At 50.9% G+C, this 26,003-nt stretch carries 22 protein-coding genes; 9 read left to right on the top strand and 13 right to left on the bottom strand.

Annotated elements, in window-relative coordinates:
- Positions 1 to 27: 27 nt before the first annotated feature.
- From maeB to napF, 9 genes are all read right to left on the bottom strand, one after another.
- On the bottom strand, positions 28 to 2,307 hold the full coding sequence (maeB, locus tag AC2A06_RS04710) for an NADP-dependent oxaloacetate-decarboxylating malate dehydrogenase (RefSeq protein WP_484379527.1): 2,280 nt from the start codon (positions 2,305 to 2,307) through the stop codon (positions 28 to 30).
- Between the two features lie 314 nt (positions 2,308 to 2,621).
- Positions 2,622 to 3,197, bottom strand: coding sequence for a GDP-mannose pyrophosphatase NudK (gene nudK / locus AC2A06_RS04705; protein ID WP_484379526.1), 576 nt, complete (start codon positions 3,195 to 3,197; stop codon positions 2,622 to 2,624).
- Between the two features lie 111 nt (positions 3,198 to 3,308).
- Complete coding sequence (napC, locus tag AC2A06_RS04700) at positions 3,309 to 3,926, bottom strand: cytochrome c-type protein NapC (protein WP_023491108.1); 618 nt, start codon at positions 3,924 to 3,926, stop codon at positions 3,309 to 3,311.
- 11 nt (positions 3,927 to 3,937) lie between these two features.
- Positions 3,938 to 4,387, bottom strand: a complete 450-nt coding sequence (napB, locus tag AC2A06_RS04695; RefSeq protein WP_023491109.1) for a nitrate reductase cytochrome c-type subunit — start codon at positions 4,385 to 4,387, stop codon at positions 3,938 to 3,940.
- Complete coding sequence (gene napH / locus AC2A06_RS04690) at positions 4,384 to 5,292, bottom strand: quinol dehydrogenase ferredoxin subunit NapH (protein WP_484379626.1); 909 nt, start codon at positions 5,290 to 5,292, stop codon at positions 4,384 to 4,386. The genes napB and napH overlap by 4 nt, the downstream gene beginning before the upstream one ends.
- Positions 5,292 to 6,041: a ferredoxin-type protein NapG gene (gene napG / locus AC2A06_RS04685; protein ID WP_023491111.1), complete on the bottom strand. Its 750-nt coding sequence runs from the start codon at positions 6,039 to 6,041 to the stop codon at positions 5,292 to 5,294. The genes napH and napG overlap by 1 nt, the downstream gene beginning before the upstream one ends.
- 9 nt (positions 6,042 to 6,050) lie before the next feature.
- Complete coding sequence (gene napA, locus AC2A06_RS04680) at positions 6,051 to 8,537, bottom strand: nitrate reductase catalytic subunit NapA (RefSeq protein WP_484379525.1); 2,487 nt, start codon at positions 8,535 to 8,537, stop codon at positions 6,051 to 6,053.
- Entirely contained in the window at positions 8,534 to 8,797 is a 264-nt protein-coding gene (gene napD, locus AC2A06_RS04675) for a chaperone NapD (protein WP_023491113.1), read from the bottom strand. Before napD ends, napA begins: the two co-directional genes overlap by 4 nt.
- Positions 8,790 to 9,284, bottom strand: coding sequence for a ferredoxin-type protein NapF (gene napF / locus AC2A06_RS04670; RefSeq protein WP_484379524.1), 495 nt, complete (start codon positions 9,282 to 9,284; stop codon positions 8,790 to 8,792). The genes napD and napF overlap by 8 nt, the downstream gene beginning before the upstream one ends.
- A 472-nt stretch (positions 9,285 to 9,756) precedes the next feature.
- On the opposite strand from napF, the gene narQ reads away from it, so the two are divergent.
- The 3 genes from narQ (at position 9,757) to acrD (ending at position 15,551) form a co-directional block, all read left to right on the top strand.
- Positions 9,757 to 11,439, top strand: coding sequence for a nitrate/nitrite two-component system sensor histidine kinase NarQ (narQ, locus tag AC2A06_RS04665; protein WP_484379523.1), 1,683 nt, complete (start codon positions 9,757 to 9,759; stop codon positions 11,437 to 11,439).
- A gap of 114 nt (positions 11,440 to 11,553) precedes the next feature.
- Positions 11,554 to 12,186 carry a nitrate/nitrite response regulator protein NarP gene (narP, locus tag AC2A06_RS04660; protein WP_023491121.1) on the top strand — a complete coding sequence of 211 codons (633 nt, stop codon included), beginning with the start codon at positions 11,554 to 11,556 and terminating at the stop codon, positions 12,184 to 12,186.
- A gap of 206 nt (positions 12,187 to 12,392) precedes the next feature.
- The gene (gene acrD / locus AC2A06_RS04655; RefSeq protein WP_484379522.1) at positions 12,393 to 15,551 is read left to right on the top strand and encodes a multidrug efflux RND transporter permease AcrD; all 3,159 of its coding nucleotides are present in this window, start codon (positions 12,393 to 12,395) and stop codon (positions 15,549 to 15,551) included.
- Between the two features lie 166 nt (positions 15,552 to 15,717).
- Here acrD and ypfM read toward each other — a convergent pair whose 3' ends face one another.
- Positions 15,718 to 15,777 (bottom strand): protein YpfM, encoded by a 60-nt coding sequence (gene ypfM / locus AC2A06_RS04650; RefSeq protein ID WP_152554893.1) that lies wholly within the window; start codon positions 15,775 to 15,777, stop codon positions 15,718 to 15,720.
- Between the two features lie 552 nt (positions 15,778 to 16,329).
- On the opposite strand from ypfM, the gene AC2A06_RS04645 reads away from it, so the two are divergent.
- The 5 genes from AC2A06_RS04645 (at position 16,330) to AC2A06_RS04625 (ending at position 20,968) form a co-directional block, all read left to right on the top strand.
- Entirely contained in the window at positions 16,330 to 18,075 is a 1,746-nt protein-coding gene (locus AC2A06_RS04645; protein ID WP_484379521.1) for an endonuclease/exonuclease/phosphatase family protein, read from the top strand.
- A 523-nt stretch (positions 18,076 to 18,598) separates the two neighbouring features.
- Positions 18,599 to 18,985 (top strand): ArsC family reductase, encoded by a 387-nt coding sequence (locus AC2A06_RS04640; RefSeq protein WP_484379520.1) that lies wholly within the window; start codon positions 18,599 to 18,601, stop codon positions 18,983 to 18,985.
- A complete protein-coding gene (dapE, locus tag AC2A06_RS04635) occupies positions 18,982 to 20,109 on the top strand; it encodes a succinyl-diaminopimelate desuccinylase (protein WP_023492620.1) in 1,128 nt (375 codons plus the stop codon). Before AC2A06_RS04640 ends, dapE begins: the two co-directional genes overlap by 4 nt.
- Positions 20,106 to 20,780, top strand: a complete 675-nt coding sequence (locus AC2A06_RS04630) for a M15 family metallopeptidase (protein ID WP_484379519.1) — start codon at positions 20,106 to 20,108, stop codon at positions 20,778 to 20,780. The genes dapE and AC2A06_RS04630 overlap by 4 nt, the downstream gene beginning before the upstream one ends.
- A 2-nt stretch (positions 20,781 to 20,782) precedes the next feature.
- The gene (locus AC2A06_RS04625; RefSeq protein ID WP_023492618.1) at positions 20,783 to 20,968 is read left to right on the top strand and encodes a YpfN family protein; all 186 of its coding nucleotides are present in this window, start codon (positions 20,783 to 20,785) and stop codon (positions 20,966 to 20,968) included.
- Positions 20,969 to 20,995: 27 nt separating this feature from the next.
- Here the strand turns inward: AC2A06_RS04625 and ypfH are convergent, their stop codons facing one another.
- The 3 genes from ypfH to AC2A06_RS04610 all read right to left on the bottom strand — a co-directional run bounded on the left by ypfH (position 20,996) and on the right by AC2A06_RS04610 (position 24,867).
- Positions 20,996 to 21,688 (bottom strand): esterase, encoded by a 693-nt coding sequence (gene ypfH, locus AC2A06_RS04620; protein ID WP_484379518.1) that lies wholly within the window; start codon positions 21,686 to 21,688, stop codon positions 20,996 to 20,998.
- Positions 21,689 to 21,795: 107 nt separating this feature from the next.
- Positions 21,796 to 23,808, bottom strand: coding sequence for a tRNA(Met) cytidine acetyltransferase TmcA (locus AC2A06_RS04615; RefSeq protein WP_484379517.1), 2,013 nt, complete (start codon positions 23,806 to 23,808; stop codon positions 21,796 to 21,798).
- Positions 23,809 to 23,919: 111 nt separating this feature from the next.
- Complete coding sequence (locus tag AC2A06_RS04610) at positions 23,920 to 24,867, bottom strand: NAD(P)H-binding protein (RefSeq protein WP_484379516.1); 948 nt, start codon at positions 24,865 to 24,867, stop codon at positions 23,920 to 23,922.
- An 87-nt stretch (positions 24,868 to 24,954) separates the two neighbouring features.
- Between AC2A06_RS04610 and AC2A06_RS04605 the strand changes: the two genes are divergently transcribed.
- A complete protein-coding gene (locus tag AC2A06_RS04605; protein ID WP_484379515.1) occupies positions 24,955 to 25,863 on the top strand; it encodes a LysR family transcriptional regulator in 909 nt (302 codons plus the stop codon).
- Positions 25,864 to 26,003 lie beyond the last annotated feature (140 nt).

The following is a 26,003-nucleotide window of genomic DNA, read 5'->3' as shown; positions in this document are numbered from 1 at the left end:
ACTTAAGCGACCAGGCGGGGCTACTGATTACAGTGCTGTCGTCTGCGCCTCCACCACCGCCAGCGCCACCATGTTGACTATGCGGCGTACTGAAGCCACCGGCGTCAGGATATGTACCGGTTTAGAAACCCCCATCAACACCGGCCCCACGGTCACCCCTTCAGAAGAAGAAACTCGCAGTAGGTTATAACTGATACGTGCCGCTTCCATATTCGGCATGATCAGGATATTCGCCGCGCCTTTCAGTGGGCTGTCAGGCATCAAGTTATGACGAATGCTTTCCACCAGGGCAGCATCACCATGCATCTCACCATCAATCTCCAACTCTGGTGCCCGCTCACGTACCAACGCCAGCGTTTCACGCATTTTGGTTGCCGTTGGGCAATTGGCAGAGCCAAAATTGGAATGGGATAACAGGGCTACCTTCGGCTCAATACCGAAACGCCGCACCGTATTGGCCGCCATCAGCGTGATTTCTGCCAATTGTTCCGCCGTTGGGTCATCGTTGACATAGGTGTCAGTGATAAATGTATTGCCACTCGGTAGCATCAGCGCATTCATCGCCCCCGCCACATGCACCCCATCACGGAACCCCAATACCTGTTCCACCACCTCATAATGTTCATGGTAGCTACCGATGGTGCCACAGATCATGGCATCGGCTTCCCCACGGTGCACCATAATGGCGGCGATCAAGGTGGGATTAGCCATCACGGCACGGCGCGCCTGCTCCTGTGACACACCACGGCGTTTCATCAGTTGATAATATTCTTGCCAATACTCTTTAAAACGCGGATCAGACAGGTTATTCACCACATCAAAATCTTTACCAGGCGTCAATTGCAAGCCCTGTTTCTTCAGACGCATTTCGATAACGTCCGGCCGCCCGATCAGAATAGGATGTGCCAACCCTTGCGTAACCAGCTCTTGCGTAGCATGCAGTACGCGCTCTTCTTCCCCTTCTGCCAGTACCACACGTTTCATGTCCTTCTTCGCTTGCGAGAAGATCGGTTTCATAAACAGGTTGGTTTTGTAAACAAACTGGGTCAGATGTTCCACATAAGCGGCAAAGTTTTCAATCGGACGCAAGGCGACACCGGAATCCATGGCCGCCTTGGCCACTGCCGGTGCAATTTTGACAATCAAGCGGGGATCAAAAGGCTTTGGAATAATATATTCTGGGCCAAAACTCAGATCCTGATCACCATAAGCGGAAGCCACCACATCACTCTGTTCCGCCATCGCCAGATCAGCAATGGCATGCACACAAGCCAGTTTCATCTCTTCATTGATGGTGGTAGCCCCTACGTCCAGTGCACCACGGAAGATAAAGGGGAAACAGAGAACGTTATTGACCTGGTTCGGATAGTCGGAACGGCCGGTACAGATAATGGCATCTGGGCGGACCGCTTTAGCCAGCGGCGGCAGAATTTCCGGTTCAGGGTTAGCCAACGCCATAATCAGCGGGTCTTTGGCCATGGTTTTCACCATATCCGGCGTCAAGACGCCAGGGCCGGAGCAACCGAGGAAAATATCGGCGTTTGGAATCACTTCCCCCAGCGTGCGCAGGCCTTGGTCTGCAACGGCATACACGGCTTTGTTATCTTCCATATTGGCGTCACGGCCTTTATAGATAACCCCTCTGGAGTCACAAACCGTAATGTTCTGCTTGCTCATCCCCAGTGCAACCAGCAGATTGAGGCAGGCAATGGAAGCGGCACCGGCACCTGACACCACCAGTTTGACGTCAGCGATATTTTTCTTCACCACTCGCAAGCCGTTCAACACTGCGGCGGTGGTGATAATCGCAGTACCATGTTGATCATCATGGAACACCGGGATCTTCATGCGTTCGCGCAGTTTCTTTTCAATATAAAAGCATTCTGGTGCCTTGATATCTTCCAGGTTGATACCACCAAAGGTCGGCTCCAGTGCGGCGATGATGTCGACCAGTTTATCGGGATCATGTTCGTCCACTTCGATGTCGAACACATCAATACCGGAAAACTTCTTAAACAGAACCCCTTTTCCCTCCATCACCGGCTTACCCGCCAGTGCCCCGATATTCCCCAGCCCCAGTACCGCCGTGCCGTTGGAGATCACCGCCACCAGGTTGCCTTTTGCGGTGTACTTGTAGGCGGCCTGCGGATCGTCAGCAATTTCCAGGCAAGGCGCTGCTACGCCGGGTGAATAAGCCAAAGCCAGATCGCGCTGCGTAGCCAGTGGTTTAGTTGGCGATACCTGAATCTTCCCGGGGATAGGAAACTGATGGAAATCAAGAGCACTCTGTTTGAGTTGTTCGTCCATTATGGGGTCCTTGTTTTCTACTATGTATGTTGAGGTAAAGCATTAATCTGCAACCAGTATAGTGAGATAAATGTTCCAAACTTTGAAGCACCCCGTAACCTTGAGTAAAATTCGCAAATAAAAGTTCAATTACACTTATCAAGCAGCATTATTTTGTGTTAACGGGGTGGCGATGGCTGGATAGGTCGGCCAGAGGGATTTGCAACGCAGCAAAGGGTGGCTATATTACCAGAACCGCCTGCAGGGATAATTTTATCAATATTTACCCCTGATTTACCCCCTGCGATTAGCGCGATCACTGTAAAACCAAAAAATCACGCCATCAGTTGGGTTATCTGTAGATGTTGTAACAGCATAATGGTTTTGCCATCTTTGAGGCGGCCATCAGCGATCATCGCGATAGCGTCGCTAAAGGGCAGCTCCACCACGTCAATATCTTCATCTTCAATACCGCCACCTGGGCTAGTGCGTTCGCTATCTTGATACTCGGCAATAAAGAAATGGATCAACTCCGTCACTCCCCCGGGTGACATATAGGCTTCAAAAATTTTTTTCACCTCGGTTAGCTGAAAACCGGTCTCTTCCATCGCTTCACGGCGGACGCACTGCTCCGGGGAGTCATTATCCAGCAGCCCGGCACAAGCCTCCAACAACATGCCACTGGTGTTGCCGTTAAGGTAGGTCGGCATACGGAATTGGTTGATTAATACCACAGTGCCTTTGGCACGGTTATACAACAAAATAGTGGCCCCGTTGCCGCGATCATAAACCTCACGCACCTGCTCAACGGAACCCCCTTTTTCCCTTTTTAAATCATAGGTGTATTTATTCAGTGTGTACCAATTATCCGACAGCAGCTCTTGCCTGATATTTTCAATTTTCGATGACATGGATCTTTTCCATTAGCGGGCTGATTGGCAAATAGCAAAGCGCAACCCTGAAAAATTTGCAATAAAAAACCCCGTAGGCCATTTCGCACCACGGGGTTTGTTTAACCAAACTTAAAAACCGTTTGGCACTTCGCGCATATCGGGCAGTTTATGTGCAATACCTTTATGGCAATCAATACAGCTTTTGCCTTCGTTAATCGCCTGGTTATGCATTTTGGCCGCCACGGTTTTCTGTGCGCTAAGGTCCATATACTCAAAGTTATGGCAGTTACGGCACTCCTGCGACTTATTGGCCTTCATCCGCGCCCATTCGTTGCTGGCCATGGTCAGACGATGTTCCTCAAATTTCTGCGGTGTGTCGATCAGACCAAATACCTTGGCATACAACTCTTTGCTGGCCTTGATCTTACGCAGCATTTTCGGCCCCCACTCATGGGGAACATGGCAGTCCGGGCAGGTCGCACGCACACCGCTACGGTTGCTGTAGTGCACGCTTTCCATATACTCCTCGTAGACGGTAGAGCGCATTTCATGGCAACTGATACAGAACTGCTCGGTGTTAGCCGCCTCCATACCGGTGTTAAAGCCCCCCCAAAAGAGAATCCCCCCCACAAAACCGATCAATAGCAGCGTTCCCAAGGCCAGACGACTCGGTCGACGCCACCAGCGCCATATACGGCGGATCAAACCGACCTTTTTCTCGGATACTGCATTGTTACCTTCAGACATAACTCCCCCGCTTAGTGCCCAAAGCCCTGCATCGGCTTGAAATCATTACCGATAATAGGTGCGGCATTGGTTTGTGGTACGTGACATTGCAAACAGAAATAACGGCGAGGGGCCACTTCCCCCAATACTTTGCCATCACTGTCCATAAAATGTGTCGGGCTGATACGGGGTGCCCCGGTGGTACGATAACTCCCCACCCCATGGCACTGCAGGCAACGGTTGGTATTCTTGGTCACCTGATAACCATCAATACTGTGGGGGATCATCGGTGGTTGATTGACGTAATTTAATGCCATCTTTTCCTGCTGCTTAGGCATTTTGATCTGCCCTTCAACAGTTCCGGAAACCTCTGGCGATTGCTGGAGATCCACATCACTGGCTGCAAATGCCAAACTTGCCACTATCAGTGATAACAGCGCGCCCCATAAGGAAAGCTGCTTTTTCACAACACTGCTTTTCATTTTTTGGCTCCCGAATAATAAAATTTACTCTTAATTTCGTATACATTCTCTGCACAGACATCAAGGCAGCGTCCGCAGGCAATACAGCTATCACTGGCCACTATGGGGGTGCCTTTTTTAAGTAATACCGGGTCACGCAGAATTTGTGGTTCTGGGCAGACGTGAAAGCAATCCATGCAACGATTACAGTTTTCCCGCCCTTCTGCGCTGATCTGTACCATGCCGTGTCTGCCAATCACCCCATACAAGGCCCCCACGGGGCAAAGGTGACCACACCAGCCATGTTCAACCACCAGCAGGTCAAACAGAAACAGGGCTACAATCAGCCAGATACCAGCACCAAAGGCGGCTGCTAACCCCTGCAGCCAGTTTAAAACGCCGCTACCGTCCCCATGAATAAGGCCCCGCCCCATCAAAGCGACCGGATTCACCCACTCCCACAGCAGCGTGCCACTGATGGCACTCCCCGCCAGAATCAGCAATAAAATGCCGTAGCGCAGACTGCGTGGTAGCGTAGCCGACTGGCGTAACCCCAACTTGCGTCGCAACCAGCTCGCCAGATCAGTGACCGGGTTCAAGGGGCATACCCAACCACAAAACACCCGGTTGCCAATCAAGCCATAAATCAGTACCACCAGCACGCCGGCCCAGGCCAACCAACTGGGCCAATGCCCTGCCAGCAAGCTTTCCAGCAGCATTAACGGATCGGTCAGCGGCAACGTATCCAATAGCAGGCTGGCACTGTAGTTACCGCGCAAAATCCAGACACCCCAAAGCGGACCAGATAAGAACATCAGCAAAATCGATAACTGGCTGCAACGCCGCAAGATCAGGAAACGATGGCTACGCCACCAACCATGGCGTAACCGCGCCTCACGCCCAGCTTGGGCGACAGGATTGGTCATCATCCACCTCCCATTCCGCCACGCACGGGCAACTTGAGCTCTTCCGGCACCAGTGAGTGCCCAGCTTGTTCTTTTTCCTGCCAGCCCCAGCGATAGTGTTCACCCAACTGCCCCCGCGCTAATGCCAACGGCAGCACTTTAATCGCCGCCTGCTCCAGCACACAGGCCTGTTCACACTTGCCACAACCGGTACAAGCATCGCTATGGACAGTTGGCAGGAATTTGGCATGTTTGCCGGTACGTTCGTTATGCTGCAGCTCCAGCGTAATCGCCTGATCAATCTGCGGGCAGACACGGTAACAGACATCGCAACGCAGCCCCTGCCAGTTAAGGCAGCTCTCATGATCCAGCAACACCGCCAGCCCCATACGCGCATGGTTGATATCCGTCAGTTGTGAGTCCAGCGCGCCACTGGGGCAAGCCAACACACAGTGGATCTCTTCACACATCTCGCATGGCGTGTCCCGCGCCACGAAATAAGGTGTGCCAGCCGCTTGAGTTGACAACAACGTTGCCAACTTCAGGGTTTGATAAGGGCAAGCCTGCACACATTGGCCACAGCGAATACAGGCACTATCGAAAGCCGAGCCAGCCAATGCCCCTGGGGGCCGTAAAAACAGCCCCTGTGCCTGAGACTGTCTTTGTTGCAACCCCAACAGCACACCAATTCCCACCAATCCGGCAGCACTACGCGCCGCATCTCGCAGAAAACGCCTTCTGGCTGGTGCCTTATCCCGTTGCTGGTCCATGGCGCCGCCTTATACCTTCTCCAACTTCACCGCACACTTCTTGAAGTCAGTCTCTTTTGACAGCGGATCAGTAGCATCCAACGTCAGATTATTAACCAACTGCGCGGCATCAAAGAATGGCATAAACACCAGACCTTGCGGTGGACGGTTACGGCCACGGGTTTCAACAATACTCACCACATCACCACGGCGTGACGCCACTTTGACTTTGTCACCACGGCGTAGATTGCGATCTTTGGCATCTAATGGATGGATAAAGACCACTGACTCAGGGAAAGCACGATGTAACTCCGGCACCCGGCGCGTCATGGAACCAGTATGCCAATGTTCCAACACCCGGCCAGTAGAGAGCCACAGGTCATACTCTTTATCAGGACTCTCCGCTGCGGGTTCATAAGGCAGCGCAAAGATCACCGCTTTGCCATCCGGCTTACCATAGAAACGCACACTCTCACCGGCTTTCACATAAGGATCTTTCCCTTCGCGGTAACGCCACAGAGTTTCTTGGCCATCCACAACCGGCCAACGTAAACCACGGGTCTGATGATACATATCAAAGGGGGCCAAATCGTGGCCGTGTCCGCGCCCAAAAAAGGCGTACTCCTCAAACAACCCTTTCTGAATATAAAAGCCGAATTCACGCGACTCATCATTCAACTGTTCTGCCGGGATCTCTTCCAGCTTGTATTTGTTCACTTCACCATTGGCGAACAACACGTCATACAAGGTTTTGCCGCGATACTCTGGTTTCTGATTCAACAATTCAGCAGGCCAAACCTCCTCGACCTTGAAGCGTTTGGCAAACTCCACCAACTGCCACAAATCTGATTTAGCCTCGCCCGGTGCTTTCACCTGCTGGCGCCAAAACTGGGTACGGCGCTCCGCATTACCGTAAGCCCCCTCTTTTTCTACCCACATGGCGGTTGGCAGGATCAAGTCCGCCGCCAAAGCACTCACTGTAGGATAAGGGTCAGAAACGACGATAAAATTACGCGGATCACGCCAACCCGGCATACGGTCAGCATCGATATTCGGCCCCGCCTGCATATTGTTATTACACATCACCCAATAGGCATTCAGTTTGCCATCTTTCAGGGCGCGGTCTTGTGCCACCGCATGCAGGCCGACCTTCTCGGGTATCGTCCCGGCGGGTAATTGCCACTGTTTCTCGGCAATCTGGCGGTGTTTTTCGTTGGTCACCACCATATCTGCTGGCAAGCGGTGGGCAAAGGTCCCCACTTCCCGCGCGGTACCACAAGCAGAAGGTTGCCCAGTAAGCGAGAACGGCCCACTCCCCGGTTTAGAGATCTTGCCAGTTAACAGGTGCAGGTTGTAACACAGGTTATTAGCCCAAACGCCACGGGTATGCTGGTTAAAACCCATGGTCCAGTAAGAAACCACTTTCACATTGGGGTCGGCATACAGTTTGGCCAAGGCTTCCAACTGGTCTTTCGGCACACCACTCATCTGCGCCGTTTTATCCAGGGTGTACTCCGCCACAAAGGCTTTGTACTCTTCAAAATTGATGGGATCAGAGGCATCACTACCCGGGTTTTTCGCTGCCTTTTCCAACGGGTCGTTTGGCCGCAAGCCGTAACCGATATCGGTGGCCCCTTTGCGGATATTGACGTGCTGTTTAAGGAATTCCTGATCGACGGCGTTATTTTGAATAATATAGTTAGCGATGTAGTTCAGGATCACCAGGTCAGTCTGGGGTTTGAACACCATGGCATTATCCGCCAGTTCAAAACTGCGGTGTTCAAAAGTAGAGAGAACCGAGACATTGACCTTATCGTTGCCCAAACGGCGGTTGGTGATGCGCGACCAGAGGATCGGGTGCATCTCCGCCATATTAGAGCCCCAAAGCACGAAGGCGTCAGCCTGCTCGATATCATCATAGCAGCCCATCGGTTCATCCATACCAAAGGTACGCATAAAGCCCACCACAGCAGAAGCCATGCAGTGACGTGCATTGGGATCAAGGTTATTGGTACGCAGGCCTGCTTTGAACAGTTTGGCCGCTGCATAACCTTCCCATACGGTCCACTGACCAGAACCAAACATACCTACCGCTTCTGGCCCCTTTTCCTTCATGGCACCTTTAAATTTCTCAGCCATAATATCAAAGGCTTGATCCCAGCTAATCGGGGTAAACTCGCCTTGTTTATCATATTGGCCGTCTCTCATCCGCAACAGTGGTTGCGTCAAACGGTCTTTGCCATACATGATTTTTGGCAGAAAATAACCTTTGATGCAGTTAAGGCCACGGTTGACGGGAGCATCCGGATCCCCCTGAGAAGCCACAATACGACCATTTTGTGTGCCCACCAGTACGCCACAACCCGTGCCGCAGAAACGGCAAGGTGCTTTGTCCCATTTTATTTCGTCACCACCACCAACCACAGCTTTGGCGACCGTTGGGATCGTCAGCCCGGCAGCCGCCGCGGCCGCTGCTGCAGCGTTAGCTTTCATGAAGTCTCGACGACTGAGTTTCATGCTATTACCTCACCTTGCTCATCCTGCTGGTGATAAACCAGCGACACTGCCAGCACGCCATCCAAATTACGTACCGACTCAATATTTTCCAGCAATCTCTGGGAGCATGCTGCTTGCATCACCACTACTAATTTCCCCTGCTGTTGATCTTGGGTGGGAATTTCTGTCTCTGGAATTGCCAGCAATGCCGGGATCAGTGACGGGAACTTTTCCGGCCGAGCCTGCACCATTAGCCCGCTGACATGCCACTCGTTATTCATTATTTTCACTCCGAATTATGGCGATTGCCGTAACAGGACAACCCGCGACACAGGCACCGCAACCGGTACATGCCTGCACATCAAGCTTGGGATGGGCAATCCCCCCTGATTGGGGAACAAAGCGAATGGCCTGTACTTCACAATTATCCTGGCAACTGCGGCATTCAACCCCACGTAACGCCAGACAATGCGCTGCAATGGTTGCCACTTGTTGCCAAGGTAAATGCTGTGGTGGATAGAACAGCGGAGCTTCACAGGCTTCTGCGCATTGCCGACAAAAAGTACATTCTGCACGCTGGAAATCAATCTCGGGAAAACCGCCACTGCCTTTGATCAACACCCCGGTCTCACAGGCCTCAATACATGCCTGACAGCGGGTACAGCCAGCAACAAACAGTGAAGCTGCCCGCGACCACGGGGGACGGATCGCGTCAGCGTGATGATGCCATTGTCCGCTAAGCAATCTGCGCCGCGACAATTCGGCCATAAAGTCATTCCCCAATCAGTTGAAAACACACCTACATGCCTATACTCGTCATACTTCAAGTTGCATGTGTGTTGGCTTTCCTCGCTCACCCCAGTCACTTACCCGTGTAAGCTCCTGGGGATTCTCTGCGTTGCCGCCTTCCTACAACTCGAATTATTTAGGGTATACATGCAAATAATCGTTATTGCGTTTTATTATTTTTATCTCCCACCAGAGGATGGGCATGGGTAACATAGGCGGAACACAAGGGGTAAATAATCCCTCTTTAGGGGTAAATCCTGGGGTTGATTGCGCTAGATCAATCTCTGGCCCGGCACAAAGCGACTTTACTGATATGAATCTGTTAAATCGTTATTTATGTTTTTATATAGCGCTTGGCTGTTGGTGACAATCCAACGCTCATTGGGTAAAAGAGCCCTTAGTCATGACCCTAGGCCCGGCTTACTCAAATTGGTGAAAAAAGGAGAGGAACTTGCTGGTAAAACGTTCGGTAACGGCAACACTCGCCAAGATTCTGGTGAGCATCGTGATTCTCTCAGTGCTAGCGACTGGCCTGGCGTTGATCACTGTCGCTGGCAGCCTGCGGGATGCTGAAGCGATGAATATCGCTGGCTCTTTACGGATGCAGAGCTACCGCCTGGCTTATGAACTCACCAACGGTTCCGAGCGACTTGGTGAACATCTGTTGCAGTACCAACAGTCTCTGCAAGCCCCGGCGCTACGCAATCTTGAGCGGTTTTATGTTCCTGGCGATGTCCGGCAGAAATATCTGGCGTTACTTCAATCCTGGCAGGATCTGGAAAAACAGGTCCTGATGGGTCCAGCGGGAAACTATCAGTCTAACGTCGCCAGTTATGTCAATCAGATAGACCATTTTGTTCTGGCATTGCAGCGCTATTCTGAACGGAAATTGGCCATCGTGGCCGCCATCAGCGTGATGGGCTATATCGTGGTAATTGGGTTGGTACTATTTTGCATCCGTTTTATGCGCCGGCAAGTGGTGACCCCCCTTAAACATCTGATGGATGCCAGCCTGAGTATGCAGCAGCGTAACTTTAATCATCCCCCCCTGGATGTTTCACTGCCGAACGAATTAGGCGTGTTGTCACAAACCTTCACCACCATGTCCGGCGAATTAGCCAAACTGTATCAATCGTTAGAACAAAAAGTACGGGAAAAAACCGAACGTTTACAACAAGCCAACCGCACACTGGAAGTGCTCTACAACTGTTCCCAGGCGCTTAACGCCGAACAGCTCGATCAGCGCGCATTTGAGAATCTGTTGAATATTGTACGGTTAAGTGAGCAATTACAATGTATCCAACTCAATGTACAAGACAGCCTCACTCAATGGCAGGTTGCTAGTGGCGAGCCTCAGCCCACACTCCCCTGGCATTCATTGATGATTATGCAAGACCATAAACCGCTGGGGAGCCTGAGTTGGCAATATCATCACCAAGCCCCCCACCCACAGTTGATGCAAAGTGTGACCAATATGCTCAGCCGCGGGGTCTATTTTAACCGGGCACAAAAGCAACATATGCAATTTCTGCTGATGGAAGAACGTGCCACCATTGCCCGTGAGCTGCACGATTCGCTAGCACAAGCACTCACCTTTCTGCGCATCCAACTGACGTTGCTCAAACGCACACTGGCGGGGAGTTCTTCACAATCAAACGAGATTATTGATGATTTTGATCGTGCCTTGGCGGATGCTTATCAGCAACTACGCGAATTACTCGCTACCTTCCGCCTGAGCATTCAGGATGCCGATCTCAATGCCGCACTCCGGCAGGTATTGGAGCCATTACGTCTTCTAACCAGCACGCAGATTCAGTTACACTGTCTGCTTGCCTCACAGGCGTTAAATGCCCAGCAACAGGTCCATGCCTTGCAAATTGTGCGTGAAGCGGTGCTTAATGCGATCAAGCACGCCAATGCGCAGGAAATTGTGGTCCGTTGTGAGCTGACAGCGGAAGGCAATAACCAGATCATCATCTGCGATGACGGTTCCGGTATAGACAGCCTGGATGAACCGGAAGGCCATTACGGATTAACCATTATGAGCGAGCGCGCGGCGCGCCTGGGCGGCACATTAGCTATCCGACGTGGCAAGCTGGGGGGCACGGAGGTTTGCCTGACTTTCCCGCCATAAGGGAACCGCTCCCTGATTAGCCGGTGGATTGTCGTTGATGACGACGCTTTTAAAGGGCCAGATGTGTGTTATCTGGTACCATGCGGTAATGTTACTCGCTACTGGAGCTATCCCATGATAATAAAAAATTACAGAGTAATGATCGTTGATGATCACCCCTTGATGCGACGTGGTATTAAACAATTACTCGGGCTGGACCCCGCTTTCAATGTGGTGGGCGAAGCCAGCAGTGGTAATGAAGCCATCGCCTTGGCGGCACAATTGACACCGGATGTCATCGTCCTTGATCTCAATATGAAGGGGCTTTCCGGGCTTGATACCCTGAAAGCATTACGTCATGACGGTGTTGATGCACGGATCATCGTCCTCACGGTTTCCGACTCACGCAGCGATGTCTACGCGCTAATCGATGCTGGCGCTGATGGCTATCTACTGAAAGACAGCGAGCCGGAACAATTGCTGGCTGATATTCGCGAAGCTGCCGCAGGCAAGAATGTTATCAGTGCCGCCGTGGCAGATTATCTTGCCTCACGTCGCGAGCAGCATGATCCCTTTGCAGACTTGACCGAACGTGAACTGGATGTCCTGCAGGAAGTGGCCCAAGGGATGTCCAATAAGCAAGTGGCGGCACAGTTGCATATTTCCGAAGAGACTGTGAAAGTTCATATACGTAATATGTTGCGTAAACTCAATGTCCGTTCGCGCGTGGCGGCCACCGTTCTGTACTTGAGTTCTAAAGGCCAATAACCGGCGTGGAATCTCTGGCTCGGCGTTAACACGCTGAAGAAAAAACTCAGGGATAAGGAGCTAATGGGCGTAAACAGAATTTGGTTGACATCAAGTTTATTTACATGATCTCCATTTTTTCTCCACGCTTTCCCGCCTTATGCCGAGTAAAGTGCACTACTTGAAATGATAATATCTCTTATTAGGTATAACGAGGTTGATGCTGGATGGCTAATTTTTTTATCGATCGCCCGATTTTTGCCTGGGTTCTGGCGATTATTCTTTGCCTGACTGGCACCTTGGCGATTTTTTCTTCACCCGTCGAGCAATACCCAAACCTCGCCCCCCCCAACGTGCGTATTAGTGCGAACTATCCCGGGGCTTCAGCACAAACCCTGGAAAATACCGTCACCCAGATCATTGAGCAAAGCATGACTGGCCTCGACAATATGATGTATATGTCGTCGCAAAGTACCAATACTGGCCAAGCCTCGGTAACGCTAACTTTTGAAGCAGGCACCGACCCCAATCAAGCCATGCAGCAGGTACAAAACCAGTTGCAATCGGCCATCAAACGGCTGCCACAAGCCGTGCAGCAACAAGGCGTGACGGTGTCCAAATCCGGCGATACCACGCTAATGATGGTGGCCTTTGTCTCTAATGATGGGAGTATGGATAAACAGGATATTGCCGATTATATCGTTTCAAATCTGCAAGACCCCCTTAGTCGTATCAGCGGTGTAGGCAGTATAGATATTTATGGTTCGCAATATGCCATGCGAATCTGGCTCGACCCCACTAAACTCACAGGTTATCAGCTCACCACTCAGGATGTGATTAACGCCATCACCGCACAGAACGCTCAAGTCGCCGTCGGTCAATTAGGTGGGTCCCCTTCCGTGGATAAACAGGCGTTGAATGCCACTATCAACGCCCAATCGCAATTACAAACACCGGAACAGTTCCGCCAAATCACACTGCGTGTCAACCAGGATGGTTCACTGGTCACCTTGGGAAATGTAGCAACGGTTGAAATGGGGAGTGAGAATTACAACTTCCAGAGCCGCTATAACGGCCTGCAAGCCGCCGGGGTGAACATTAAACTGGCGTCTGGTGCCAATGAATTGGAAACCGACCAATTAGTAAAAGCCAAAATTAATGAACTTTCACACTACTTTCCTGCTGGGTTGGAAGCCAAGGTCGCCTATGAGACCACGCCATTTGTCCAGGCTTCAATCAGAGATGTGGTAAAAACCCTGTTCGAGGCCGTGCTGCTGGTGTTTCTGGTGATGTACCTGTTTTTGCAGAATTTCCGCGCGACGCTGATTCCGACCATCGCCGTCCCGGTGGTGCTATTGGGTACGTTCACTATCCTTTCCGCCTTCGGATACAGTATTAACACCCTGACCATGTTTGCCATGGTGTTGGCGATTGGTCTGTTGGTAGATGATGCGATTGTGGTGGTAGAGAACGTTGAACGGGTGATGAGTGAAGAAGGCCTCTCGCCACGCGATGCTACCCGCAAATCCATGGGGCAGATCCAGGGGGCATTAGTCGGTATTGCTCTGGTGCTTTCTGCCGTTTTTGTCCCCATGGCCTTCTTTAGTGGTACCACCGGTGCCATCTATCGTCAGTTCTCAATCACTATCGTTTCTGCCATGGTGCTTTCCGTCCTAGTGGCGATGATCCTCACCCCGGCATTATGTGCCACGATCCTTAAGCCAATAGCCAAAGGGCAGCATCATGAAAAGCGCGGTTTCTTTGGCTGGTTTAACCGCATGTTCAACCGCAATAGTGCACGCTATGAGCGAGGAGTCAGCAGAGTCCTGCACCACAGCGCCCGTTATATGGTGATTTATTTGCTGCTACTGGGGGGCATGGCGCTACTGTTTATCAAACTGCCCACCTCATTTCTACCGCAGGAAGACCGTGGTGTGTTTACGGTTCAAATACAACTGCCAGCAGGTTCTACCCTGCAACAAACCACCAAAGTGGTAGAAAAAGTTGAAGAATACTTTCTGACCAAGGAGAAACAAGATGTGTTGTCGGTATTCGCGACTATCGGTTCCGGGCCCGGCGGCAACGGCCAGAACGTTGCCCGGATGTTTATCCGCCTGAAAGATTGGTCGTTGCGTAGTTCGGGTGCCAATAGCTCGTTCGATATTATTGAGCGTGCCACCCAGGCTTTTAAACAGATCAACGAAGCTCGCGTCATTGCCAGTAGCCCACCGGCCATTACCGGGTTAGGTAACGCTGCCGGTTTTGCTATGCAACTGGAAGACCACGCAGGTCAAGGTCATGGCAAACTGATGGCGGCACGTGATCAATTGCTACAGTTGACAGGGCAGAACCCGCTGTTATCACGGGTGCGCCACAACGGCCTTGATGATACCCCGCAGTTAAAGATTGATATCGACCAACGTAAGGCACAAGCACTGGGTGTTTCCATCAGCGAGATTAACAGTACGCTGTCCACCGCCTGGGGGTCGACCTATGTTAACGATTTTGTTGACCGTGGTCGGGTCAAGAAGGTTTATGTCCAATCCGCCGCGCCGTTTCGTATGCTGCCGGAGGATATCAACAAGTGGTACGTACGCAACAACAGTGGCGGAATGGTCCCCTTCTCTGCCTTTGCCACTACCCATTGGGAATATGGCTCACCACGGCTAGAGCGTTACAATGGCAGCTCTTCGGTGGAGATTGTTGGTGAGGCGGCTTCCGGGGTCAGTACCGGTACCGCAATGGACGAGATGACAAAACTGGTCAATCAGTTGCCGAGAGGTTTCGGGCTAGAATGGACGGCCATGTCGTACCAGGAACGCTTGTCAGGCTCCCAAGCCCCGGCGCTGTATGCAATCTCACTCTTGGTGGTGTTCCTGTGCTTGGCAGCCTTGTATGAAAGCTGGTCAATTCCATTCTCGGTGATGTTGGTGGTGCCATTGGGCGTTATTGGCGCCGTAACAGCAACCTGGCTACGCGGGCTGGAAAATGATGTTTATTTCCAGGTGGGTTTATTGACGATTATCGGTTTGTCCGCCAAAAACGCCATTCTGATCGTTGAATTCGCCAATGAGCTGCATCAGAAAGGAAAGGGGCTGGTGGAAGCCACACTGGAAGCTTCACGTATGCGTTTGCGCCCTATCCTCATGACCTCTCTGGCCTTTATCTTCGGCGTACTGCCCATGACCATCAGTTCTGGGGCTGGCTCTGGCAGCCAACATGCGGTAGGCACCGGCGTGATGGGGGGGATGATTTCCGCCACGGTTCTGGCGATATTCTTTGTACCGCTGTTCTTTGTGCTGGTACGCCGCCGTTTCCCTGGCAAACAGAGGCTTGCGGGGCCAAGTGATAAGAAAGCGTCATCAGTGGAAGCCCGTGACCACTAACAGGATTACTAGAATGGATACAGCCACTTATTGACGTAAAAAAGAAAAGGCAGCACCGATGTTCTGATGCTGCCTGATTACCTTGTTGCTTTACTGCAATGGTAATTTTTTACCCACGGTGTTTTAACAAAAAAAACAATCGTTCTTTGGATACTCCAGCAAGATATTACTTAGCTAACATCTCGTCGATGAAGTCTTTCCAGTTTTTTAACTCACGATCTACCATGATACTTCACATCCTCATGTACAACTGTGAAGCTAATATTTTACGCTGTTTTTTTAACCAAGTGAAGAATATGTGCCGTTAAAAGCACGTAAAATAGGCATTTTAAGATTAATCCCAATCCTTGCCCGTGTACTGCCGCCAATGACAGGAATGAATTGAGTCGAGGACAAACTCAATGTGGAACTCATCACCATTTTCAGCAGGCCGGGGGGTTTTCCATTTTATGCTCCGCACGGTTTAATACCGGTCATGATCGGCATCTTGTGCACAGAAGGTTTTTCTTATGCTGTTGATCACAGCACTATTGTCAGCAACAGGTTTAAACTCAACTATCTTTTATCATTGGCGCCTATTCTGGACATCTTCATTAGGTGATGGAGGCCCTGAAAGATCTGTTTGTAGCAACGCCTGACAGTTTAGCTCAGGGATTTTGCCACCAAGTACAGGACGCAGAGTCATAAACCTGAAACTAACAGCCTGTATGATTGACCTTGCTTTCGGCAAATTCATTGAAGATTTTGCCAGTAAAATAAAAATGGGGAAGAAGTCACAATGCTTATTATAAAAGCAATAAAAAACTTAACGCTGGTTGTACTAATGAGTTTATCGCTCTTTGGATGTAACAATGCTGATAACGCTGATTCGGAAGCCAAGAAAGATGACTCTAAGGAATTATCGCAAGCTTCTCATGTTATGACGGTACATTTTTATATGCCCGATTGGAGCCATGGGGAATTAGTTTATCGCAGCAATCTAGCCGAGGCAGAGTTTCAGCGCCTTGCCATGACAAAGAATGAAGAAGGCTGGTGGTCGGCAGTGGTTACGGCGGACAAGCTGGAATTCGCGTTTGAAGGCGACAGCGGAATGATTAACCTTGGCGCGACTCAGGGGTGTTATTCAGGCTCTCATTATAAGTGTGAAAATAATGAAGGAGACCCGGCAGAAAATTTTCGTAGCAGTGCGGAGCAAGTATGGGTGAAGAATGGTCTGCTTTTTACTGCTAATCCCGCGAGTAATAACGCTGAGAATACGTTTACGGTACTGAGTGTCAATCTGCATACCTATCAGGAGTTCAAGACACCCGGTGTTAAAGAGTCTGATCTGACCGACAGCCAGGCGATGGAACGTGTGAACCAGCACGGAGTGTTGTTCGACCGTGTAGCGGCAGCGATTAATCAACTTAACCCAGATGTGGTGTGCCTACAGGAAGTCGGGGAGTGGCATGGTAAGCAGAGAGACGATCTGGACACTGTGCAATTCGGTGCGACGGATAGCAATATGGTCAAGCAGATCCTCTCCAGGCTCGACAATAAACAGTATGACTATGTGATGGACTGGTCCCATTTTGGGTGGGATGTCTGGATGGAAGGTTCCGCGGTACTTTCCAGACACCCTATTGTTAAAAAAGATTCCCGCTATATCAGCGATGTTAATAATGGTACGCGTACTTTCTGGAAGTCACGTAATATTCCGATGGCTCAGATTGATCTTGGTGGTCGTTTAGGTCAGTTGAATGTTTTTTCAATTCACGCTGGCTGGTGGAATGATAATGAAGAACCTTTTCAAGGCCAGTTCAATCGTCTAACTGCCTGGGATAAAGAACTCAAAGCGCAGAATGTAAATACGCTTTTTTGCGGAGATTTTAATCAGGTAGCCGCCACCAAAGAGCAGCAGTTTATTACAAATGGAACGGGGTATTCTGAACAGTATGCACTGGCAAACCCTGATGGCTTGCTTGACCCAACCATTGGGGGCACGATAGATGGCTGGAGCGGTGACGTCGGCAAACGGATTGACTTTCTGGTGATCAATGATGACAGCCCCTTTGAAGTCAAACAGAGTCAGCGCATTTTTACACAGGGTTCTTTTGGGCGTGTATCTGATCATACCGGTGTCTATGCGCAGTTTGGCTTAGCGGACCGAAAGCCAGAACTGACTGAAGGCAGTGCACCATACCAGCTCTATCTGGTGGGTAGCCATACAGGTAAGCAAGCTTATAGAGGAAATCGCTTTGAGCACCTGGAGGGCGGAAAATACCGGCTAGTAACACGGTTGGGTGCCGCTCAGGAAGATCCTCAAGCGGAGTTTAAAGCTCATCGGCTATATCTGACAGATCAGACAGGGCATTTATTAAGCCTAGGGAGTCCTCAAGCTGGAAACCGGCTCGAATTACTCACACCAGTGACGTTGGTTGAGAACAGTAGTGAAGGTTTTATGTTTGAAAGCGAACAGGCGGGGTTGTTTCAATTCGATCTAGATTACGACGCCAAAACGCTTACCGTTAGTCAGCTCGATTAAAAACCTGAGTTTAACGGGTGATTTCAGGCATAACACCCAGCCTGCCAGTAGCGCACGTATCTCTTGCGTGCGCTACCCTATCGTCTATTCACATGATTGTTGCAACAGCAAAATTGTTGCAACAGCAAAATTGTTGCAACAGCAAAAAATTCTTCATTAAACTGAAATTATTTGCTTACCCCAGCTTCCCAGTGTTTTAATATTATTTAAAATCAAATGGTTATTTAATAATTCCAGTGCAGCGCTGCGTGAGCGGGAGCACCCCTATAAGCAATGAGCCAGCTTTATCATTCCCTCAACCAAACGAGTAAAAAACTTCCCCAAGCCAGAGGTATCTTCCCTATGCTGGCCTTTAAATGCCGACCTCCCCTTGTCTACAATCAGCTCATAGTTATCTGGATCTCAGCCCCGTTTTACCGCATTATCTTTCGTATAACTCAATAGCATAGCTTCTTGACGGGATATGCCGTCACTATCAGCTAGCTTTTCCTTACTGATTCAAAGAGATAGGTAGCACTTTCGCATGGTAGATATGGACTCAAAAAGTTTGTTTACGCTCTATGGCATCAAAAATTGTGACACCATAAAAAAAGCACGCCGCTGGCTGGAAGAACAGGGGGTTGCCTATCAATTTCACGACTACCGTGCAGATGGGCTGAATGAGCCTCTGCTGCGGGATTTTGTCGCTCGGTTGGGGTGGCAAGCGCTCTTGAATACCCGTGGCACCACCTGGCGCAAGCTGGATGAAGCACAGCGCAACGGCTGCGATAACGCGGATAGCGCGATTGCCATAATGCTGGAACAGCCCGCCATCATTAAACGCCCCCTGCTGGATGATGGTCAAGGCCATGCCCTGCTGGGGTTCAGTAGCGAAAGTTATCAACAATTTATTTCCGAGGTTAATGCATGATTTGCCCTGTTATTGAATTAGCGCAACAACTTATTAAGCGCCGATCTCTCAGCCCACATGATGAAGGCTGCCAGGAAATCATGATTTCCCGCCTCAAAGCCAGCGGTTTTACCATTGAACCGATGAACTTCGGTGATACGCAAAATTTTTGGGCCTGGCGTGGTCAAGGCACTACGCTGGCATTTGCCGGTCATACTGATGTGGTGCCCTGCGGTGATGAAAAGCAGTGGGATAATCCCCCTTTTGAACCGGTTATTCGTAATGGCATGCTCTATGGCCGTGGTGCCGCTGATATGAAAGGCTCATTGGCTGCCATGGTGGTGGCGGCCGAGCGCTTTGTGGCGGCAAATCCTGATCATCAAGGCCGCCTGGCATTCCTGATCACCTCGGATGAGGAAGCCAGCGCCATCGATGGTACCGTCAAAGTGGTGCAAGCCTTGATGGACCGTGATGAACGTCTTGATTATTGTCTGGTGGGCGAACCCTCCAGTAATAAACAGGTTGGGGATGTTGTAAAAAATGGTCGCCGAGGCTCCATTACCGCTAATCTACAGATCCATGGTATTCAAGGCCATGTCGCCTATCCACATCTGGCAGATAACCCGGTTCATCGCGCGTTACCCGCCCTCAATGAGTTGATTGCCATAGAGTGGGATCAGGGCAATGAATTCTTCCCCCCCACCAGTATGCAGATTGCCAACATACAAGCAGGTACGGGCAGCAACAACGTGATCCCAGGCGAAATGTCGGTACAATTTAACTTCCGGTTCAGCACTGAAATCACCGACACCATCATCAAACAGCGCGTACACGAGCTGCTGGATCGTCATCAATTGAACTACAGCCTCGACTGGTGGCTGTCTGGTCAGCCATTTTTAACCCAACGTGGCGCGTTGGTGGATGCGGTGGTCAAGGCGGTGGAACATTACGCAGAGATAACCCCCGAGTTATTGACCACCGGCGGGACCTCCGATGGCCGCTTTATTGCCCGAATGGGGGCCCAAGTGGTGGAACTGGGGCCGGTTAATGCCACCATCCACAAAGTGAATGAGTGTGTTAATGCGGCGGACCTTCAATTACTCAGCCGTATGTATCAGCGGATTATGGAGCAGTTAGTCGCATGATTAGCGCAGAGATGATCACCGGGCGCTCGACAGAACATCTGGCAGTACTCAGTGGTCATCATCGCTTGCAACCGGCTGTGGTGGTGGCATTTCAAGCCATGCAACTGGCCGCAAAATCAGCGGGTTTTGATCTGCAACCTGCCAGTACCTTTCGTGACTTCGATCGGCAGCTGGCTATCTGGAACGGCAAGTTCTGTGGTGAGCGGCCGGTCGTGGATCAACAAAGCCAGCCGCTGGATCTCTCGCCACTTTCCACCGCTGAACGTTGCCAAGCCATTTTACACTGGTCTGCCCTGCCGGGGGCCAGTCGCCACCACTGGGGCACGGATCTGGATATTTACGATCCATCACTGCTGCCCACAGGACAAAAACTGCGCTTGGAGCCATGGGAATATCAACAAGGTGGTTATTTCTTTCCACTCAATCAGTGGATAACCGCACATATGGCTGAATTTGGTTTTTACCGCCCATTTAGTGGAAATGGCGGCGGGGTTGCCATGGAACCGTGGCATTTGAGTTATCAACCGCTGGCACAACAGGCTGAACAGCTATTGACCCCCGAGTTGCTACTGGCGGCCTGGCAAGGTAAAGAGGTTGCAGGGGCATCCTGGCTTGAAAGCCATCTACCCTTGATATTCGCACGTTTTATACACCCACCGAGTGAGGGATAAATATGCATTGGTTAGCGGATTACTGGTGGATTATCCTGATCCTACTGTTTGGCATGATCCTTAATGGGATCAAAGAATTACGCCGTCTTGATCATAAGCAATTTCTGGCCCACAAGCCGGAGGTACCTCCTCATCGGGATAATAATGCCCAATGGGATGATGACGAAGACTGGCCGAAAAAGCCCTAAATGATGGGCGCATAATGCGCCCAACCCTTAATATTTAAAGGCAATCAAATCACCTTTTTTGCCTGACATCGCTTCTTGCCAGTAATGCTGTGGCACGTAGTAATGTAAACGTGACAAAGCATTGTCCATCATCCCCTGGTTGATGCCATGCCCAACACCAGGCTCGATATCCAAAGTCACATCACTGCCCAGCGCCTTTAAACGGGCTTCCGCTGCTTGTGCATGCGCCAGGGCAATCACGCTATCCATTTCGCCATGAACAAGATGAACCACGCTTTCCCCAAAATGGGCATCGGGCAATTGGGCAAAACGGCCACTAAAAGCAACCACTCGGCCAGCCAGTTTGGGTTCAGCTTTCATCGCTTCCAGCGACATAATCGCCCCCTGGGAGAAACCGACCAAAGCGGTTGCCGCATTACTCACACCGCTGTGTAATTGCCAATAACGCACCACTTCAATAAACTGTGGCATAACCTCAGCAATACGCTGCGGACGGTTTTCTTCCGTAATCCCTTGTACCGAAAACCACTGGCGACCATGGCCATTGCCACTGGCAAAGGGGCCACCGATACTCACCACTAAGGCTTGTGGGAACTCTTTGGTAAAGTAACTGCCGATCTCCCCCATTGCCCTGGGGTTATCCCCCACACCATGAAACAACAAAATCAGTTGCTCCGCCGGTGTAGCAGGACTCTGGACAACAAAATGCTCATGTTTCATGGTGGCTCCTCAGATTCAATCAATGCCCCTACTTAGCGGCAACTGTCGCTCAATATACTCTGCTGAACCATCGAGAAAATCGGGTTTTATTGAATAACTCGTTCCATTTATTGCAACGATTGTGACCACTGATACCAGTCATGGCAGCGCTGTTTATCCAGCTGTTCCAGGGCCTGCGCAGTCTCTTGCCGAAAACAACGTAGTAGCGCTTTTTGTCCAGTCAGCCGCTGTTCGGCGATGCATTGCTCGGTGGTTTGCTGTTGTTGTAAATGGCGGCGTAATGCCAAACAAGGGTGTTCTGAGGTCAACAATAAACGCTGCAATGCCGCCAAGCTGGCTTCCAATGGCCGATGCGCAAAAGCAAACCCCGCCAGTTCTCGCCAATCTGCCTGATTTAATAATGGTTCGCTATCATCATCGGCAATATCAAGTGGCAGCGGGTTGCGCTGCCGTAACCAGCGCCAATCCCGGGTGAGTTGCCTATGTGCCGCATCGCACAGGGCTTTCCCTTGCTCACTGATGGGTAACAGCGCCATAGCGGTATGGCAGCCACTGCTGGCCTCCGCTTTATTACCAATACGGACCAGAATAAAACCGCACGAGTGCCAAAAACGCCATAACGATTCGGTATAACCAAAACTGACAGAAAGAAAATCCAGCCCTTGTGTGCATTGCTGCTGTTGCTCAATCAACCGGGTGCCAATCCCTTGCTGACGTAGTTCGGGTAATATCGCAATACGGCTGATACGGCGTGAGCGTAACATCGGTGCCCACCATTGCCCACTGTGTGCCGCCAAAGATTGCGCCACCAGGTTGCCCCGTGGCCTTCTCCGCCCCGCCCAAACATCATGGGCCAGTTCACTCTCCAGCCCCCCTTCATCCACCAGCCACAACGCGCCAACCACTTCATCTTGCAGAGTGGCGGCACTGAAATGCATCCCCGGTGCATCCATCAGACGTCGTAAATCCAACGGTGAGGTGCGGTAATGTGCGCTGCACAGTAATGCATAGAAGCGCCGTAACCGAACTGGCTCGGCACAGAGTTCTGTCTGTTCAATCGGTTCAATCACCGGCGGTTGCGGGGTTGCTTGCCAGAACGGCTCTTCATTAAACAGTAAGGCATGGTCGATGATTCGCTCTAGCCCATCCCCCATTGCCCAACGCATTGGTTGCTGCAAGCTTAATGGCTGCCATTGCGGTAATGCAGCACAGAACTTCAACAGGAACCCTCGGCCGGTCCCTTCATAGCCCTGTACCGTGGTGGTCAGCAGTACACGAGGAAAATAACTGATCAATTGCTGCAACAACGGGCCCGGGATCGCCGCCGCTTCATCCACCAGCAGCCAACCGGCATCAATGGCTGGATTTTGACGGCAATGTTGCAGTAAAGCATCCGGGGACCAAAATTGAGCCCGCCTCTGAGCCCATTGACTGGCAACTTCGGTGGCGGCACGGCTTGGCCCGGTGACCCAGCAACTTAACGGACTCTGGGTGACTAGCATCCCTGCCAACGTGGACTTCCCCCGTCCACGGGCGGCAGTTAATACCCAGATACCGGACTCTGCCGCCAATAAGCGCGTGAGAATTGCCTGCTGTTCCGCGCTAGGGTGCCCTTGTGGTGGTTGCCAATCTTGGCGCGGTGGTAAAGGGGCCAAATGCAATGGCTCACCTTGACGCCAAATCGACACTTCACTGTCAGCCAATAGCTGTTGCTGTAAGTGATGGATAAAATTTGGGGTGGCTATAGGCTGTAAACAATCAGCCCAACGCAGGCTGTCACTATCTTGCTGTTGCGCCCAATGCTGCCAAGGTGGCACCAATAATAGTAACCAACTACCGGCACATAAGGCTCCGCAAAGTTGCGCCAGTGCTTCTACGTCCAGCCCTGCTGTTGCATCAAAAACGGCATGCCGTCGCTCTTGCCCCAACAAGGTTTTGACGGTGTTGCCAGTCAGTGCTTCAACACCCAACGGAGCATCATCACTCACCCACAGCACATCTCCCAGAAGCGATGTGGCAAGTTGTTGAGCCTGCTCCCGACACCAGAGCGGCTCGCCACTAATCACCAAGAGCCGCCGGATCCCTTGCCGCTGCATGCATTGTTGCATTGCCTGTAACATTCAAATTCAACCTGAAAATAGCGCTATCGTCGGAAGAGTGACGAATATTATATACCCAAGTGAAATTAAGATGCAGTTAGGTAGCAAAAGGAGTAAGTATTCAAGTCTGCCCTACGATTCAGGAACCGGGAGACCAAGTGCAGTAAGTGCATCAGCCAAAGCCTGCTGCAACGGAGTTTGTGGCACCGACCCTAGGTATTCAAGTAATGCGTCGTCACATAACCTATGCGGTTTCTGCCACAGATAGCGCATCCGCACTGTGGCGCGTATCATCGGTGAAAACGGCGCTGCCAGATACAACAAATACCATGGGAAAGCCCGCTGGCGTAAAGGCCGCCCATAGACAATCTGCAGCGCCTGATACAACTCATCCCCCGTCACTGTGTGACCAGGAAAGTGGAAAACCTGTACCCCCAGCGAACGCTGCCTTTTTTCCGCCAGCTTAACAAAACAGGCTGCCAGATCGGGCAAATAGGCCCATGCATGGGGAATATCGTATCTACCTGGATAAACAAACTTTCCCTGCGGCAGATATTGGCTGATAGCCAGATCAAACCATGCCCCCCCTATCGGGCCACCGAAGAAATCACCAGCACGGACAATGATGCTATCGATACCATCCTCCGTGGCGGCGTGTAGCTGTTGTTCCATTGCTATGCGTATGCGCGCCTTGCTATGACTGCCGATCTGAGGTGTTTTCACATATAACTCAGAGGGCAAGTCATCGCCAAAGTTGTAGACATTACCCGGCATCATCAACAAAGCACCACTGGTTTTTGCCACCGTTAACGCACTGGTTGCCAGTGGTAATGCCAATTGCTGCCATTGTGTATATTGCGGGCTCAGAGCATTTACCACCACATCAACGCCTTTTGCCGCTCGACAGAGAGCTGGCGTGTCCAGAGCATCAATAATAAGTGCCTTCGCAGTGGCAGGCAGGTATTGCGGCGGACGACGGTATTGTGCCAGCACGCGCCAACCAGCAGCAGAAAAAGCCTGACAAACTGCATGACCAAAACGCCCATTAGCCCCAAGAATAAGCACCGAAGAAGAATCCATGAACACCTCAAACTGATAACCGTGTTTTATTGTTGAACATTGTTATAAAGTGAACAATACGCATAATTAAATACGAACTATTCAAAAATGAATGACTCAACATTGACGATCGGAACGACATTGCCAGACTGGAATCTACTACGCGTATTCCTCGCCGTGGTTGATGCGGGTTCCCTCACTGGTGCCAGTCGTCTGCTTCACAGTAGCCAGCCAACACTGAGTCGGCAGATTGCCGAACTAGAATCGCTGCTCGGTATTACATTATTTGAAAGGGCTGCACGTGGCTTGCGCCTGACAGTGAGTGGTTTGTCGCTGGTTGCTCTAGCACGCAAAATGGAATCGGCTGCACAGGCTATTTCACTCAGTGCGTTGGGACAAAACCAGCAATTGGATGGCTGTGTTCGTCTAACTGCCAGCGAAATGACCTCCGCCTATATTCTGCCGCCAATTCTGCAACGCTTTCGGCAGAACTATCCGCAGATTCAGATTGAGCTATTAGCTTCAGATAATGTGGAAAACCTACTTGAGCGTCAGGCAGATATTGCCATCCGTCATGTCCGTCCACAGCAAGGGGGACTGGTGGCAAAAAAACTTGGTGACGTTAATGTCGGGGCATTCGCTCATTCAAGCTATCTTGAGCGCGTTGGGGGTATTGTTGATTGGCAGTACCCCGAGCGTTACGACTGGATTGGTCTGGATACTTCCGATAGATTATTGCGCGCATTTAATCAGTCCGGAGTCCCTGTCACACGTGAGTTCTTTGCTTTTCGCTGTGATAATCACATTGTTTGTTGGCAGGCTGCACTGGCCGGACTCGGCATCAGCTTTGCACCTTACTGTATTGCCTCACGCTGGCCGGAAATGCTCTCGGTCATGCCAGTAGACAAAAAATATACCATGCCATTGTGGCTAACAACACATCGTGAATTACGCCACAATACGCGTATTCGGCTGGTCTTTGATGCACTACAGGCTGGGCTGCAGATCATGCTCTGAATCCGTTATGCGCAGTTATAGACAGGATAAGTCAGGCAACTCCCCAGCGGGTTGAGGCGCTTAATAGCTGATAAACACGATGTCGCTATGGCTTTTTAACTGCAACTTGATTGAGCACATACTGTATAACCATCGCCATT

Source organism: Serratia sp. HNCC26DJ244 (assembly GCF_057180565.1).
The sequence above is the reverse complement of the archived record's forward strand: the minus strand, read 5'-3'. Positions and strand labels throughout refer to the sequence as shown.

What these genes read in the sequence shown, in the direction of transcription:
- nudK (WP_484379526.1), bottom strand. Translation starts at nt 3,197, where the DNA reads ATGTCATCGAAAATTGAAAATATCAGGCAAGAGCTGCTGTCGGATAAT.
- AC2A06_RS04640 (WP_484379520.1), top strand. Translation starts at nt 18,599, where the DNA reads ATGGTAGATATGGACTCAAAAAGTTTGTTTACGCTCTATGGCATCAAA.
- AC2A06_RS04605 (WP_484379515.1), top strand. Translation starts at nt 24,955, where the DNA reads ATGAATGACTCAACATTGACGATCGGAACGACATTGCCAGACTGGAAT.
- napB (WP_023491109.1), bottom strand. Translation starts at nt 4,387, where the DNA reads ATGAAAAGCAGTGTTGTGAAAAAGCAGCTTTCCTTATGGGGCGCGCTG.
- napH (WP_484379626.1), bottom strand. Translation starts at nt 5,292, where the DNA reads ATGACCAATCCTGTCGCCCAAGCTGGGCGTGAGGCGCGGTTACGCCAT.
- napD (WP_023491113.1), bottom strand. Translation starts at nt 8,797, where the DNA reads ATGAATAACGAGTGGCATGTCAGCGGGCTAATGGTGCAGGCTCGGCCG.
- AC2A06_RS04645 (WP_484379521.1), top strand. Translation starts at nt 16,330, where the DNA reads ATGCTTATTATAAAAGCAATAAAAAACTTAACGCTGGTTGTACTAATG.
- dapE (WP_023492620.1), top strand. Translation starts at nt 18,982, where the DNA reads ATGATTTGCCCTGTTATTGAATTAGCGCAACAACTTATTAAGCGCCGA.
- maeB (WP_484379527.1), bottom strand. Translation starts at nt 2,307, where the DNA reads ATGGACGAACAACTCAAACAGAGTGCTCTTGATTTCCATCAGTTTCCT.
- napC (WP_023491108.1), bottom strand. Translation starts at nt 3,926, where the DNA reads ATGTCTGAAGGTAACAATGCAGTATCCGAGAAAAAGGTCGGTTTGATC.
- narP (WP_023491121.1), top strand. Translation starts at nt 11,554, where the DNA reads ATGATAATAAAAAATTACAGAGTAATGATCGTTGATGATCACCCCTTG.
- ypfH (WP_484379518.1), bottom strand. Translation starts at nt 21,688, where the DNA reads ATGAAACATGAGCATTTTGTTGTCCAGAGTCCTGCTACACCGGCGGAG.
- napA (WP_484379525.1), bottom strand. Translation starts at nt 8,537, where the DNA reads ATGAAACTCAGTCGTCGAGACTTCATGAAAGCTAACGCTGCAGCAGCG.
- acrD (WP_484379522.1), top strand. Translation starts at nt 12,393, where the DNA reads ATGGCTAATTTTTTTATCGATCGCCCGATTTTTGCCTGGGTTCTGGCG.
- AC2A06_RS04625 (WP_023492618.1), top strand. Translation starts at nt 20,783, where the DNA reads ATGCATTGGTTAGCGGATTACTGGTGGATTATCCTGATCCTACTGTTT.
- AC2A06_RS04630 (WP_484379519.1), top strand. Translation starts at nt 20,106, where the DNA reads ATGATTAGCGCAGAGATGATCACCGGGCGCTCGACAGAACATCTGGCA.
- AC2A06_RS04615 (WP_484379517.1), bottom strand. Translation starts at nt 23,808, where the DNA reads ATGTTACAGGCAATGCAACAATGCATGCAGCGGCAAGGGATCCGGCGG.
- AC2A06_RS04610 (WP_484379516.1), bottom strand. Translation starts at nt 24,867, where the DNA reads ATGGATTCTTCTTCGGTGCTTATTCTTGGGGCTAATGGGCGTTTTGGT.
- napG (WP_023491111.1), bottom strand. Translation starts at nt 6,041, where the DNA reads ATGGACCAGCAACGGGATAAGGCACCAGCCAGAAGGCGTTTTCTGCGA.
- napF (WP_484379524.1), bottom strand. Translation starts at nt 9,284, where the DNA reads ATGGCCGAATTGTCGCGGCGCAGATTGCTTAGCGGACAATGGCATCAT.